This is a genomic window from Bacteroides caecimuris (assembly GCF_001688725.2).
Classification (GTDB): domain Bacteria; phylum Bacteroidota; class Bacteroidia; order Bacteroidales; family Bacteroidaceae; genus Bacteroides; species Bacteroides caecimuris.
This window is the reverse complement of sequence record NZ_CP015401.2, coordinates 527,318-541,815: the sequence shown is the minus strand read 5'-3', so window position 1 is coordinate 541,815 and position 14,498 is coordinate 527,318. Positions and strand designations below refer to the sequence as shown.

Below are 14,498 nucleotides of genomic sequence, written 5' to 3'. Positions count from 1 at the left end.
AAAATATATGTTCGACTTTAGTATAGTAACAAACTGGATACATGAGCTACTGCTCTCCCTTATGCCGGAGGGATTAGCCATCTTTATAGAATGTGTAGCTGTCGGCGTGTGCCTCGTAGCACTGTATGCCATCCTGGCTATCATATTGATCTACATGGAGCGTAAGGTTTGCGGTTTCTTCCAGTGTCGCCTTGGTCCGAACCGTGTTGGTAAATGGGGTTCTATCCAAGTGGTCTGCGACGTGCTCAAAATGCTGACCAAAGAAATCTTCATGCCGAAGGGTGCCGACCATTTCCTTTATAATCTTGCTCCATTCATGGTGATTATCGCTTCATTCCTGACTTTCGCTTGTATTCCTTTTAATAAAGGTGCGGCGATTCTGGACTTTAATGTGGGCGTGTTCTTCCTGTTGGCAGCTTCCAGCATTGGAGTTGTCGGTATCTTGCTGGCAGGTTGGGGCAGTAACAACAAATTCTCTTTGATCGGTGCCATGCGAAGTGGTGCGCAAATTATCAGTTACGAACTTTCGGTTGGTATGAGTATCATGACAATGGTAGTGCTGACAGGAACCATGCAATTTTCTGAAATCGTAGAAGGACAAGCTGATGGTTGGTTCATCTTCAAGGGACATATTCCTGCGGTCATTGCTTTCATCATCTATCTGATTGCCGGAAATGCAGAATGTAACCGCGGTCCGTTCGACCTTCCCGAAGCGGAAAGTGAGCTGACCGCCGGCTATCATACTGAATACTCCGGTATGGGTTTCGGTTTCTTCTATCTGGCAGAATACTTGAATCTGTTTATCGTAGCCAGTGTTGCCGCCACTATCTTCCTGGGAGGATGGATGCCGCTGCACATTGTTGGTTTGGATGGATTTAACACTGTGATGGATTATATTCCGGGCTTTATCTGGTTCTTCGCCAAAGCATTCTTTGTGGTATTCCTTCTGATGTGGATCAAATGGACTTTTCCACGCTTGCGTATCGACCAGATCTTGAATCTGGAATGGAAATATCTGGTTCCAATTTCTATGGTAAATCTATTATTAATGGCATGCTGCGTAGCTTTCGGCTTCCACTTTTGATAAATGAAAATTATGGAATATAAAGATAAAAAATATACGTACTTAGGTGGTCTGGTGCATGGCATCAGTACACTGGCAACGGGTATGAAAACCAGCATCAAGGTATACTTCCGTAAGAAAGTGACCGAGCAATATCCCGAAAACCGGAAAGAGCTGAAAATGTTCGACCGTTTCCGTGGTACGCTGAATATGCCCCACAATGAGAATAATGAACATCGCTGTGTAGCTTGCGGACTGTGCCAAATGGCTTGTCCGAACGATACAATCAAAGTGACCAGCGAAACCGTCGAAACAGCAGATGGAAAGAAAAAGAAAATCCTGGCAACCTATGAATATGATTTGGGGGCCTGTATGTTCTGCCAGCTCTGTGTCAATGCTTGTCCGCACGATGCCATCACGTTCGACCAGAACTTCGAACATGCAGTCTTCGACCGGACGAAACTTGTCCTGAAGTTGAACCACGACGGTAGTAAAGTAATAGAAAAGAAAAAAGAAGTTTAGATATGGGATCAACACTTGAAACAGTAGTATTCTACTTTTTGGCAGCATTTATCATTGCTATGTCCATCATGACAGTGACTACCCAACGTATCGTACGCTCAGCCACCTACCTGCTCTTCGTGCTCTTCGGCACGGCAGGCATCTATTTTTTGCTGGGTTACACCTTTCTGGGTTCCGTTCAGATCATGGTTTATGCCGGTGGTATCGTCGTTCTTTATGTATTCTCCATCTTGCTGACCAGCGGAGAAGGCGACCGGGCCGAGAAAGCGAAACGAAGTAGGCTCTTGGCAGGCCTTTCCACGATGATTGCCGGTTTAGCAATTATCTTGTTTATCACGTTGAAGCATAATTTCATGCAGACAGCTAATCTGGCTCCGCTAGAAATTAACATTCATGCTATCGGGAATGCTTTATTAAGTAGTGACAAATACGGCTATGTATTGCCTTTCGAAGCTGTCAGCATATTATTGCTGGCGTGCATCATCGGTGGCATCATGATTGCACGTAAGAGATAGGAATTTTAAGTATTAACTATCAAAATAGAGTTCGAATATGATACACATGGAATATTACCTGGTAGTTTCTACCATCATGATGTTTGCAGGAATCTATGGATTCTTTACCCGCCGAAATACACTGGCTATCCTGATTTCTGTAGAGTTAATGCTGAATGCTACGGACATCAACTTCGCCGTATTCAATCGATTCCTTTTTCCGGGGGGAATGGAGGGTTATTTCTTTGCACTCTTTTCCATCGCCATCTCGGCTGCGGAAACTGCAATAGCTATCGCCATCATGATTAACATTTATCGTAATCTTCGAAGCATTCAAGTGCGCAACCTGGATGAGCTGAAGTGGTGATTTGTTTCACACCATGAAACCAAACAAAAGGTCCGGATATAGTGATGATAAGCTATAAGACCAAGAATTAATAATAACTCAAGTAATTAAATAAAACTGTATGGAACTAACAATTCTAATACTCCTTCTTCCTTTCTTCTCCTTTCTCATATTGGGAATCGGAGGTAAATGGATGTCCCACCGGACAGCGGGTACAATCGGTACGCTGATATTGGGAGCAGTAGCAGTGCTATCCTATGTCACAGCTATCCAGTATTTCTCCGCTCCACGACTGGAAGACGGAACATTCGCCACACTGATGCCTTATAATTTCACGTGGCTTCCTTTTACAGAGACCTTACACTTCGATTTGGGCATCCTGCTCGATCCTATATCGGTAATGATGTTGATCGTCATCTCTACAGTGTCACTGATGGTACATATCTACTCTTTCGGTTACATGAAAGGAGAAGTCGGTTTTCAACGCTATTACGCTTTCCTATCCCTGTTTACCATGTCTATGCTGGGATTGGTCGTTGCAACCAACATCTTCCAGATGTACCTTTTTTGGGAGCTGGTGGGGGTAAGTTCTTACCTGCTAATCGGTTTTTATTATACAAAACCAGCTGCCATCGCTGCTTCCAAGAAGGCGTTTATTGTTACTCGCTTTGCTGACTTGGGCTTCCTGATCGGTATCCTGATTTACGGATATTACGGTGGTACATTCGGATTCACTCCGGATACGGTATCCTTGATAAGCGGTGGAGCTTCTATGCTTCCGTTGGCTCTCGGACTGATGTTTGTCGGTGGTGCCGGTAAAAGTGCCATGTTCCCGTTGCATATCTGGTTGCCGGACGCCATGGAAGGTCCTACTCCGGTCAGCGCATTGATTCATGCGGCTACCATGGTAGTTGCCGGTGTATATCTGGTGGCACGTATGTTCCCACTTTTCATTGCATACGCACCGAATACGCTGCACATGGTTGCTTGGGTAGGTGCAATCACTGCATTCTATGCAGCAAGTGTGGCTTGCGTGCAATCAGACATCAAACGCGTATTGGCTTTCTCTACCATTTCACAGATTGGTTTCATGATGGTAGCCTTGGGTGTTTGTACTTCCATGAATCCGCACGAAGGAGGTTTGGGCTACATGGCTTCCATGTTCCACCTTTTCACACATGCCATGTTTAAGGCATTGCTCTTCCTCGGTGCAGGTAGCATCATTCATGCTGTACATTCTAATGAAATGTCCGCTATGGGAGGTTTACGCAAATATATGCCGATCACTCACTGGACATTCCTGATTGCTTGTCTGGCTATTGCCGGTATTCCTCCGTTCTCGGGCTTCTTCTCGAAAGATGAAATTCTGGCTGCTTGTTTCCAATACAGCCCTGTAATGGGATGGGTGATGACAGTCATCGCCGCAATGACAGCTTTCTATATGTTCCGCCTCTACTACGGTATTTTCTGGGGGAGCGAGCCGCCCCGGGCAAGTTCCCATTCGGAACATAACACGCCGCACGGAAACTTGGAAGCGGCACCTTGCCGCCCTTGTCGCCCTTGCCACCCACACGAAAGTCCGCTGGCTATGACTTTCCCGTTAATGTTCCTGGCAGTTGTAACTTGTGGGGCAGGATTTATTCCTTTCGGACACTTCATCAGTTCGAATGGTGAATCTTATTCTATCCATCTCGATCCGTCAGTAGCTATTACGAGCGTTGTTATTGCGATTATTTCGATTGCAATCGCTACATGGATGTACAAGAATGCCAAACAGCCTGTTGCCGATTCGTTGGCAAAACGATTCAAAGGTATGCACAAGGCAGCCTATAATCGCTTCTACATTGATGATATCTACCAGTTTATTACGCATAAGATTATCTTCCGCTGCATCTCTACTCCTATCGCATGGTTCGACCGTCATGTAGTGGATGGCTTCTTTGACTTCCTGGCATGGGCCACCAATACAACAAGCGACGAGATTCGTGGTTTGCAGAGCGGTCAGGTACAACAATATACGTATGTGTTCCTTTGCGGTGCACTGGCACTTATCCTACTGCTGATTCTCTAAATAGTAAATAGTAAATCTTTAAATAGTAAATCATAAAGATGAATTTCTTATCCATATTCGTACTTATCCCCTTATTGATGCTTGCCGGACTCTGGGCAGCACGAGGAATCAAAGCCATCCGGGGGGTTATGGTTACTGGCGCATCGGCACTTCTGATTGCTTCCGTCGTACTTACATTCCTCTATCTGGGAGAACGTAGCGCTGGAAACACGGCAGAAATGCTTTTCCGTGCAGACACGCTTTGGTATGCCCCGCTTCACATATCTTATTCAGTAGGTGTTGACGGAATTTCGGTAGCCATGTTGTTATTGTCTGCTGTCATCGTATTTACCGGTACATTCGCTTCCTGGCGCCTGCAACCGCTGACGAAAGAATATTTCCTCTGGTTCACCCTGTTGTCTATGGGAGTATTCGGATTCTTTATATCCGTCGATTTGTTCACCATGTTCATGTTCTATGAAATTGCGTTGATACCGATGTACCTCCTGATTGGTGTATGGGGATCAGGACGTAAAGAATATGCAGCCATGAAACTGACTCTTATGCTGATGGGCGGTTCCGCTTTCCTATTGATCGGTATTCTCGGAATCTATTTCGGCTCGGGAGCAACCACCATGAACCTTCTCGAAATTGCACAGTTGCACAACATACCTTTTGCACAGCAATGCATCTGGTTCCCGCTGACTTTCCTCGGCTTCGGTGTATTGGGCGCCCTTTTCCCATTCCACACATGGAGTCCTGACGGTCACGCTTCCGCCCCGACTGCCGTATCCATGCTTCATGCCGGAGTATTGATGAAACTGGGAGGTTACGGATGCTTCCGTATCGCCATGTATCTGATGCCGGAAGCAGCCAACGAACTTTCCTGGATATTCCTGATACTGACAGGCATCTCTGTAGTCTACGGAGCCTTCTCCGCTTGTGTACAGACCGACTTGAAATATATCAATGCTTATTCATCCGTATCTCACTGCGGACTGGTTCTTTTCGCCATTCTGATGCTAAATCAGACAGCAGCAACAGGAGCAATCCTTCAAATGCTTTCACACGGATTAATGACAGCCTTGTTCTTTGCTCTGATCGGTATGATATATGGACGTACACATACACGTGACATTCGCGAGCTTGCCGGTCTGATGAAGATTATGCCGTTCCTTAGCGTATGTTATGTAATTGCCGGTCTTGCCAACCTCGGTCTGCCGGGATTAAGCGGTTTCATTGCTGAAATGACTATCTTCGTCGGCTCTTTCCAGAACAACGACTTATTTCACCGCACACTGACCATCATCGCCTGCTCTTCGATTGTGATTACCGCAGTCTATATCCTGCGCCTGGTAGGTAAGATCCTATACGGAACCTGCACCAACAAACATCACCTCGAACTGACCGATGCAACGTGGGACGAACGTGTAGCCGTTATCTGCCTCATCGTTTGTGTTGCCGGACTAGGTATGGCTCCATTCTGGGTTAGCCACATGATTGGTGAAAGCGTATTACCGGTTGTCTCACAACTAATCCCCTAACTCATAAATCATCATTCTTAATTCATAAATATACAAGATGGATTATTCACAATTTCTATATATGCGAGAAGAGCTGTCGCTCATAGCTGTCTTACTGCTGCTATTTCTAGCTGACCTCTTCATGAGTCCGGATGCACACAAAAATAGTGGGAATGCACGCCTGAACACCATGCTGCCCGTTATTCTGATGGCTATCCATACAGCTATCAACTTGATTCCAGAAACTGCTGCCGATGCCTTTGGTGGCATGTATCACTATGTACCGATGCACACAATTGTTAAATCGATCCTGAACGTCGGTACACTGATTGTTTTCCTAATGGCGCACGAATGGATGAAAAGAGAAGATACTTCATTCAAACAAGGAGAATTCTATGTGCTTACACTCTCTACCTTGTTTGGTATGTATCTCATGATTTCCGCCGGACATTTCCTGATGTTCTTCATCGGGCTCGAAACAGCTTCTATTCCGATGGCAGCATTGATTGCCTTCGATAAATACCGTCACAACTCTGCCGAAGCAGGTGCCAAATACATTCTGACAGCTCTTTTCTCCAGTGCATTGCTGTTATTCGGTCTGTCAATGATTTATGGTTCTGCCGGAACTCTTTATTTCGATGACCTCCCTGCCCATATCGACGGAAATCCGTTACAAATCATGGCATTTGTATTCTTCTTCACAGGAATGGCATTCAAGTTATCACTGGTTCCGTTCCACTTATGGACAGCAGACGTTTACGAAGGCGCTCCGAGTACAGTTACCGCTTATTTGAGTGTTATATCAAAAGGATCGGCAGCATTTGTATTATTGGTCGTCCTTATCAAAGTATTCGCCCCAATGATCAATGACTGGCAGGAAGTACTTTATTGGGTAATCATCGCTTCTATCACTATTGCCAATATATTTGCTGTCCGTCAGCAAAACCTGAAACGTTTGATGGCGTTCTCCAGTATTTCGCAAGCGGGATATATTATGTTAGGCGTTATCGGTGGTACGGCACAAGGCATGACAGCTTTGATATATTACGTATTAGTCTACGCTGTCGCCAACCTCGGAGTATTTGCCGTAATTACTATTGTGGCACTACGCAGTCAGAAATTCACGCTCGAAGATTACGCAGGACTTTATAAAACGAACCCCAAAATCGCTCTCTTGATGACTCTGTCTCTGTTCTCATTGGCAGGCATCCCTCCGTTTGCCGGATTCTTCTCTAAATTCTTTATCTTCATGGCTACTTTCGATGCAGGTTTCCACTTGTTGGTATTCATTGCATTGGCAAATACTGTGATTTCTTTGTATTACTATCTATTGATTGTAAAAGCAATGTACATCACCCCTTCCGACAACCCGATTCCTACTTTCCGCAGCGACCGTTGCACGAAATGGGGACTAGCACTCTGCACACTGGGTATCATCGGACTGGGTATTGCAAGTATCGTATATCAATCCATCGATAAACTGTCGTTCGGAATTTAAACGGACTACCTTTTCACCAAAGAAACGGTCTTGGTTTCATGTCAGTATCAATCGACATCAAAACCAAGACCGTTTCTTCTATACAAAAGTCGCTTTTATTAATGAGGAAGGAAGATTCTGTATCGCTCGTTGTCTGTTTGCATATTTTGTATCATTGTAAGACAGAATGTCTATCTTGGCAAAAGATGAACTCGACAAGGTATATGCCTCTTCCTCAAAGAGAAAGAGTTCATACAGGATCGTCATAAACTTAACGTCAGTTCGATATAAATTTTCCCGAAGGAGGGGAAGCCATGCGGGAGAACTTATATCGAACTGACGTTAAATTTAATGACCGCATAGGATGATCCGGTTGGATAACGGTGTAGCCATAGTAATAACAAATTTATAAGCGTTTTATCGTTTGGTTAGTTTTCTATCTTTACTCCTATCCGCCGGAGATCCGACCCGGACGGATTCTGGAAGACACGCAAATCGAATTCAGGAATAATGGCAAGCACATGATCGAAAACATCTGCCTGTATACCTTCGTAGGCAACCCACACTTTATTGGCAGAAAAGAAATAAAGTTCCAGTGGGATACCGGTTTCGGTAGGCTGAAGCTGACGTACCATACAGGTCAGGTCTTGATTGACGGTAGGGAGATTTTTCAAATAGTTGGTCAGATAGGCGCGGAAAACTCCCAGGTTTGTTTGCCGACGTCCATTCACTAACACAGAGTTGTCGATATGATGTTTCTTATTATATTCTTCCACTACCTTTTCCGTTTCATCCACATAGTCTTTCAACAGTTGTATCTTCCGGTATTTTGCCAACATTTCCGGCGTACAGAATTGAACACTAGTCATATCTATATTGATGGAACGTTTCACACGACGTCCGCCGGATTCCTGCATTCCCTGCCAGTTTTGGAAAGAATCACTAATCAACAGGTAAGGAGGAATAGTGGTGATGGTATTGTCGAAGTTACGTACTTTTACGGTATTCAATGTTACTTCTATCACTGTACCGTCCGCACCGTATTTCGGCATCGTGATCCAATCGCCTACCTTCAGCATATTATTGGCAGAAAGCTGGATACCGGAGACAAATCCCATAATACTATCTTTGAAAACCAACATCAGAACGGCAGCAGAAGCTCCCAATCCGGTCAGCAATACCACCGGACTCTGCTTTATCAGAATACTGATAATGACAATAGCTCCTATAAAGAAAAGAATGACTTGTGCTGTCTGCAAAAGTCCCTTCAAAGGTTTGTCTTTATATTGTTCACGCGCGCTATATACCAGATACACAGCCGTAAACAAAGCACTAACGAAGCGAAGAAAGACAGCAAGGATATAAACCATGCAAAGTCTTCGAAGAAAATCAAGCAAAGCAGAGTCTGCATGTTCGGGAAAGGCAATAGGAATAGATATATAAATCAATACAGGCGCCACCATCCTACTGATGTTCACCATTACTTTATCATTAAATACAATATCATCCCAAGTTGCTTTCGTCTGTTTCACCAATTTAGCCACAGTGCGCAGAATAATCTTGCGACAAATCAGATTGGCAAGTAGTGCTATCCCAATAATAAACAATAAGATGATAATATTATCAATCTTATCAGCCATAGCTTCATCCACTCCCATCGAGAGCAAAGCATGATTCACTTCTTGCATCACTACATTACCGACCTCTTCAGGTTGCCCGTTTGCCAATGCTACACTCACTGTATCAACCACTTCCTTCACTTCTTTCATAAGCAATCGTCTCTCTCTTTTTTAGTTTTTCTTTTATTTATGATTTCTGCTTCTTTTCTTCTTTATTCTTTCCTTCTTCCAAATATTCACTGATATCCTGCCGTAACCAATCATAATGAAAGAGTCTTTTGTAGGCTACATTCTTCTTGAGCATGATTTCTACGTTCACCTGGCTGTTCTGATAACAAGTCAGTTCGTTTCTGAATTGCTCATTGTGTTCGGCGAGTCGCTTGATTTCCTGTTCCCGTTCACGGCGCAGCACGGTACAGACCGGAATCAGTAGTTTCATTACCACATTATCCATCACATGGTGTCCTTGCATATACAAGTAAGTAGTCTCCGGCACCAAGCCCAGTTCCTTAAATTCAGTTCGCAATCCATTCACCTGATTAATGTTATGGGGGAATTTCCTTTTCAACTCTGCCAACTTCTGATTAACCCGTTGTTGAAGAGATTCCAAGCTCTTTTCCGGATGCCGGAGATTAATCTCGCGCAAAGAAGTATAGGTATGGAAATCGTACATGGGAAAGGTGTAAGTATCCCGTTGACGATAGAACCATACATTCCAGAGAAAAAGCGGATATACAATTTCGGAGTACTTCTTCAGATAGAAGTTGAAATCTAAAATGGAATGGTCATTCAGCGTAGCCTGCACACATACTTCGTGAAGGCTTTCGGCAAAACAATGATAGTTTTCAATGGCGTAGGTATAAGTCTGAAAAATATACCTGTTCCGGTTGATTTTACGGGAGGTATTGGTAGCTCCCTGCAACAGGAAATCGTAGTCACTGTCCACACAGGCAATCAGACTTCTCCCCAATTCGGCTGTATTCAGCGTGTTCATGAGCACCATCTTTTTTCCTTTTGCCAGGGAGGTGGCCGAAGGAAGCATCACTTGGAAATAGTGTTCGTCGTCTTCAAACTCTTCAAGCAATGTGCGCCAGAAAGCGATATCGTCATAGCTTTCTACGTAAGCGATGATACGTCGGCGGGCTTTCTTCGGATAAAGCTTATGGGCGGCATTGAAATAAGAAGAAGTCAGATTATCTCGTAGTGAAGTTGCCATTTATTTTATTACAGGTTACGAATTACAAATTACAGTTGGGAGAATCCTTGTCAAGCTTGTACCCTACAGTGGTAGATATATCGCTTACTTCTGTCACGGCATCCAGCCAGCCTTCCATAATGACGGCAGGCGAATGGGTAGTCAGGATAATCTGCACATTCGGATTCAGTTCACGTATCATGGCAATCAGTTTCTGCTGCCATTCGATATGAAGGGAGGCTTCCGGCTCATCCATAAACAATACACAATGGCTGTTGTCCTGCACAAGTACGGTCAGCAGGATAACCAGCATTTGCTTTTCACCGGACGACAGTTTATAAGGAAATAATAGTTCGCCATCCTGATAGAAAGCGATATCGTTCCGTTTCCTGTCTATCTTTTTGCGTGTATAGCTGAACAGTTCGTCAATCATATCCTGAAAACGACGCTTGGCTACAGATAATGTAGCTGCCTTACGACGTTCTTCTTCATCAATGCTGGAAAGCATTTCAATCATCTTATTACCAATGTTGACCTGATAATCGAGGTAACGGCGTTGCAACAGGTAAAGTTGCCAGTCCAGTTCGGACTTTACATTCTTGTCTGCCATGCGGGCTGTGAAGTCACCCATAATCAGGGGACGGTCGTAGCTCCGGATGACGTCATAAGGAATATAGGTTGCCTGGGGATTGTCGAAAAAGAGACGTACTCCGTTCTTCTCGTCACTTTTCATTTCACCGGAAAGTTCTTCGAGGTATCCCACCGAACGGTTCAAAATGGTAGTCTTCCCCACTCCATTGATGCCGGAGAGAATGTTCACATCGGGACGCAAATCCCATCCTATATTAAAGCGTTCCCATAGTCCGTGTATCTCGATACGACGGATATAATTAGCTTGTTGTTCCATAATATTCAAGTTTAATCAAGGCAAATATAAACAAATCATACGATAAAAGACTACCTTTGCAACCGTTTTCTCTATTTGATTGTTAATGATATCAGAAATAAACAGTAGTAACATGGACAAAAGTAAGAACCTGTATGGTCATTTGTTTGCACTTACGGCAAACGTTATGTGGGGATTAATGTCTCCCATCGGCAAGTCGGCTCTTCAAGAATTTTCTCCGATATCTGTCACTACATTCCGCATGGTGGGGGCAGCCGCTGCTTTCTGGATCCTTTCCATGTTTTGCAAACAGGAACATGTGAACCATCAGGATATGCTAAAAATCTTCTTTGCTTCACTGTTTGCGCTAGTATTCAATCAAGGAGTGTTTATCTTCGGGCTTTCTATGACTTCTCCTATTGATGCTTCTATCGTAACTACCACTCTACCTATTGTAACAATGGTTGTAGCAGCCATTTACTTGAAAGAACCTATTACCAATAAGAAAGTACTGGGGATTTTTGTAGGTGCGATGGGAGCACTTATTCTCATTATGAGTAGCCAGGCAGGAAGCAACGGAAATGGAAGCCTGATTGGCGACTTGCTTTGTCTCGTTGCGCAAATCAGCTTCTCCATATACCTGACTGTATTCAAGGGATTGTCTCAACGATATTCGGCAGTAACGATTAATAAATGGATGTTCATATATGCGTCGATGTGTTACATTCCGTTCTCCTATTATGATATTTCTACGATTCAATGGACTTCTGTTTCCACAATTGCTATCATAGAGGTATTGTATGTCGTATTAGGAGGTAGTTTCCTCGCATATCTCTGTATTATGACTGCGCAGAGACTGCTCCGTCCTACGGTAGTCAGCATGTACAATTATATGCAACCGATCGTGGCTACCATTGCGGCAATCACGATGGGTATCGGAAGTTTTGGCTGGGAGAAAGGGATAGCTATCGCGCTCGTATTCCTAGGAGTATATATTGTGACTCAAAGTAAATCGAGAGCTGATCTTGAAAAAGCAGAAAAGTCTCATTTCAAATCCTCAAAATAAGTATCGAGCAAGCTTCTTGCGGCTACAAATGAAGTCAGGTTACCTTTCAACACCTGCTGTTCTTTCTCTAAAATCATCGCTTCAATCTTCGGGTTATGATAGAAACTATCGCGAAGTTGTTCATTGATGCTTTCATACATCCAATATTTACTTTGTGCGTTACGGCGATATTCAAAATAACCGTTACCCTTCACGAAGTCAATATATTCATCAATCATATCCCATATCTCCTTTACTCCCAAGTTATAAAAACCGGAGTAAGTCAGCACTTTGGGAATCCATCCGGATTCAGGTGCAGGAAACAGATGCAATGCATTACGAAATTGGGTGGCAGCTAACTTGGCACGTTCCAGATTATCTCCATCCGCCTTATTGATAACGATACCATCCGCCATCTCCATAATACCACGCTTAATCCCTTGCAGTTCATCGCCCGTACCGGACAACTGAATCAACAGGAAGAAATCAACCATTGAGTGAACAGCCGTTTCGCTCTGTCCCACTCCTACTGTTTCCACAAAAATCTTATCGAATCCGGCAGCTTCACAAAGAATGATCGTTTCACGTGTTTTGCGTGCCACTCCTCCCAAAGAACCGGCTGACGGACTAGGGCGGATGAACGATTTAGGATGTACGGAAAGCTGCTCCATACGGGTTTTGTCCCCCAAGATACTGCCTTTACTACGCTCACTGCTAGGGTCGATGGCCAATACCGCCAGTTTGCCCCCCTTTTCGAGCACGTGCAGACCGAATACATCTATGGATGTACTCTTTCCCGCACCGGGAACGCCGCTGATACCAATCCGGATCGAATTACCGGAAAATGGCAGACACTTCTCTATGATTTCCTGTGAGACAGCCTGATGTTCAGGCTTTACGCTTTCCACCAATGTCACAGCCTGACTCAATATAGTGACATCACCTTTCATGATACCTTCTACAAACTCTGCTACTGAAAGTTGGCGTTTCTTCGGTTTCCGCTTTAAGTAGGGATTCACAGATGAGGGTTGTTCAATGCCTTTATTGACAACAAGTCCCTTATATTCTTCACTATTTTCAGGATGTTCCATAATCATAGGGGATTTAGCGTTTGATATTGATTTCGACTTTCGGACGTAACGGATCATTCGTTATCATCAGGATACGTAAATGATGCTTCTTATTACCTACGTCACGCTTACGAATAGTTACTTTGAGCTTTGTCATTCCATCCGGAGGAAGGACCGCCTTCTTCAGGCTCACCCCTACTGACGAATTGAATACCTGCAACTTACTAATAACTAACGGAGCCTTTCCGGAATTGGCTATCAATATCTCATGGCTTACCTTATCCTTCTTTATCAACGGGATACTAAGATCAATATCCGTTTCCGAAATGTGCATGGCAGGAGCGTTCAGAGAATCTTTTTCCGTCATACGTGAGAAGTCGGGAAGAAGAATAGCCGAAACCGGTATTTCATTATCTTCGCTCACCTTATCACCGGAGAAACGGGAAAGGTAGACAGAAGTTTGTGTCAATCCGTAATCTTTTAGCTGGCTCGCATCCAGCGTCAGTTTGATAGTTCCTTTCTTGCCTTTCAACAAGACTTTGGGTTCCGCTTCCATTTTCAGGTAAGGAGGCAGATGCATCAACACCGGTTCGTAAGGACGATCGGAAAGATTGGCGATATCAAAGGTCAATGAAGGTTGCTGTCCGCGATAGACATCAGAGAAAGCAAATTCATCACGATCCAAACGAATATTTCCAATTGTATAAGGAAGTATCTTTGTATAATCTTTTATTTCCTGCACTACTTCACCGGTGAACTTCAGATAAACCAAGCTCGGACTGGCATTGCTATATATTCCTATCGACTTTTCAAAATGTCCTAACGCTTTTGCATCAAAAGAAGCTTTTACTACTCCTTTACCTCCCGGGGCAATCGGTTCTTTAGTCCAGTCGGCCACAGCACAGGCACAAGAGGTGGTAACGTTGGTCAGTACCAATGGCTGGTTTCCCGTGTTAGTGATGGTATATTTCACTGTCACCGGACGTTTCCACTCAATTTGTCCGAAGTTATGTGTCTCTTTGTTCGAAGAGATACGAGGTTGGGCAACGGCTGCCAAAGCGACAGTAAGTAAAGAGAATATAGATAGTAAACTACGTTTCATGCGATATTTTTTATTTTGGTGCACAAATGTAGGGGTTTTAGATGAGTTTTTCACCACAGATTACACAGATTAACACAGATTGACGAAAGAGGATTATTCTCTCCGT

13 protein-coding genes and 1 pseudogene are annotated in these 14,498 nt (G+C 44.0%); 8 read left to right on the top strand and 6 right to left on the bottom strand.

The annotated features are described in order from the left end of the window. The first annotated feature begins 7 nt into the window (after positions 1–7). The 7 genes from nuoH (at position 8) to A4V03_RS02025 (ending at position 7,496) form a co-directional block, all read left to right on the top strand. Complete coding sequence (gene nuoH / locus A4V03_RS02055) at positions 8–1,084, top strand: NADH-quinone oxidoreductase subunit NuoH (RefSeq protein WP_065537763.1); 1,077 nt, start codon at positions 8–10, stop codon at positions 1,082–1,084. Between the two features lie 12 nt (positions 1,085–1,096). Beyond that, positions 1,097–1,585 carry a 4Fe-4S binding protein gene (locus tag A4V03_RS02050; protein WP_065540239.1) on the top strand — a complete coding sequence of 163 codons (489 nt, stop codon included), beginning with the start codon at positions 1,097–1,099 and terminating at the stop codon, positions 1,583–1,585. A 2-nt stretch (positions 1,586–1,587) separates the two neighbouring features. Next, positions 1,588–2,100 (top strand): NADH-quinone oxidoreductase subunit J family protein, encoded by a 513-nt coding sequence (locus A4V03_RS02045; protein ID WP_065537762.1) that lies wholly within the window; start codon positions 1,588–1,590, stop codon positions 2,098–2,100. Between the two features lie 37 nt (positions 2,101–2,137). After that, positions 2,138–2,446, top strand: a complete 309-nt coding sequence (gene nuoK / locus A4V03_RS02040) for an NADH-quinone oxidoreductase subunit NuoK (RefSeq protein WP_004312109.1) — start codon at positions 2,138–2,140, stop codon at positions 2,444–2,446. A 100-nt stretch (positions 2,447–2,546) separates the two neighbouring features. Continuing rightward, positions 2,547–4,496, top strand: a complete 1,950-nt coding sequence (nuoL, locus tag A4V03_RS02035) for an NADH-quinone oxidoreductase subunit L (RefSeq protein ID WP_065537761.1) — start codon at positions 2,547–2,549, stop codon at positions 4,494–4,496. A gap of 38 nt (positions 4,497–4,534) precedes the next feature. Then, complete coding sequence (locus tag A4V03_RS02030; RefSeq protein ID WP_065537760.1) at positions 4,535–6,019, top strand: complex I subunit 4 family protein; 1,485 nt, start codon at positions 4,535–4,537, stop codon at positions 6,017–6,019. A gap of 37 nt (positions 6,020–6,056) precedes the next feature. Then, a complete protein-coding gene (locus A4V03_RS02025; protein WP_065537759.1) occupies positions 6,057–7,496 on the top strand; it encodes an NADH-quinone oxidoreductase subunit N in 1,440 nt (479 codons plus the stop codon). Between the two features lie 159 nt (positions 7,497–7,655). Here the strand turns inward: A4V03_RS02025 and A4V03_RS21105 are convergent. From A4V03_RS21105 to A4V03_RS02010, 4 genes and pseudogenes are all read right to left on the bottom strand, one after another. Beyond that, a pseudogene (locus tag A4V03_RS21105) lies at positions 7,656–7,751 on the bottom strand (AraC family transcriptional regulator); the annotation flags it as partial. Between the two features lie 152 nt (positions 7,752–7,903). Further along, a complete protein-coding gene (locus A4V03_RS02020) occupies positions 7,904–9,244 on the bottom strand; it encodes a mechanosensitive ion channel family protein (RefSeq protein ID WP_084081095.1) in 1,341 nt (446 codons plus the stop codon). 37 nt (positions 9,245–9,281) lie between these two features. Beyond that, entirely contained in the window at positions 9,282–10,310 is a 1,029-nt protein-coding gene (locus tag A4V03_RS02015; protein ID WP_065537758.1) for a DUF4435 domain-containing protein, read from the bottom strand. A 22-nt stretch (positions 10,311–10,332) separates the two neighbouring features. Beyond that, on the bottom strand, positions 10,333–11,196 hold the full coding sequence (locus A4V03_RS02010) for an AAA family ATPase (RefSeq protein WP_065537757.1): 864 nt from the start codon (positions 11,194–11,196) through the stop codon (positions 10,333–10,335). A 112-nt stretch (positions 11,197–11,308) separates the two neighbouring features. On the opposite strand from A4V03_RS02010, the gene A4V03_RS02005 reads away from it, so the two are divergent. After that, a complete protein-coding gene (locus A4V03_RS02005; RefSeq protein ID WP_065540237.1) occupies positions 11,309–12,241 on the top strand; it encodes a DMT family transporter in 933 nt (310 codons plus the stop codon). Here A4V03_RS02005 and meaB read toward each other — a convergent pair. After that, entirely contained in the window at positions 12,220–13,311 is a 1,092-nt protein-coding gene (meaB, locus tag A4V03_RS02000; RefSeq protein ID WP_065537756.1) for a methylmalonyl Co-A mutase-associated GTPase MeaB, read from the bottom strand. The two genes, A4V03_RS02005 and meaB, sit on opposite strands and share 22 nt — an antisense overlap. Before the next feature lie 13 nt (positions 13,312–13,324). Next, positions 13,325–14,392 carry a DUF1573 domain-containing protein gene (locus tag A4V03_RS01995; RefSeq protein ID WP_065537755.1) on the bottom strand — a complete coding sequence of 356 codons (1,068 nt, stop codon included), beginning with the start codon at positions 14,390–14,392 and terminating at the stop codon, positions 13,325–13,327. Positions 14,393–14,498: the final 106 nt, after the last annotated feature.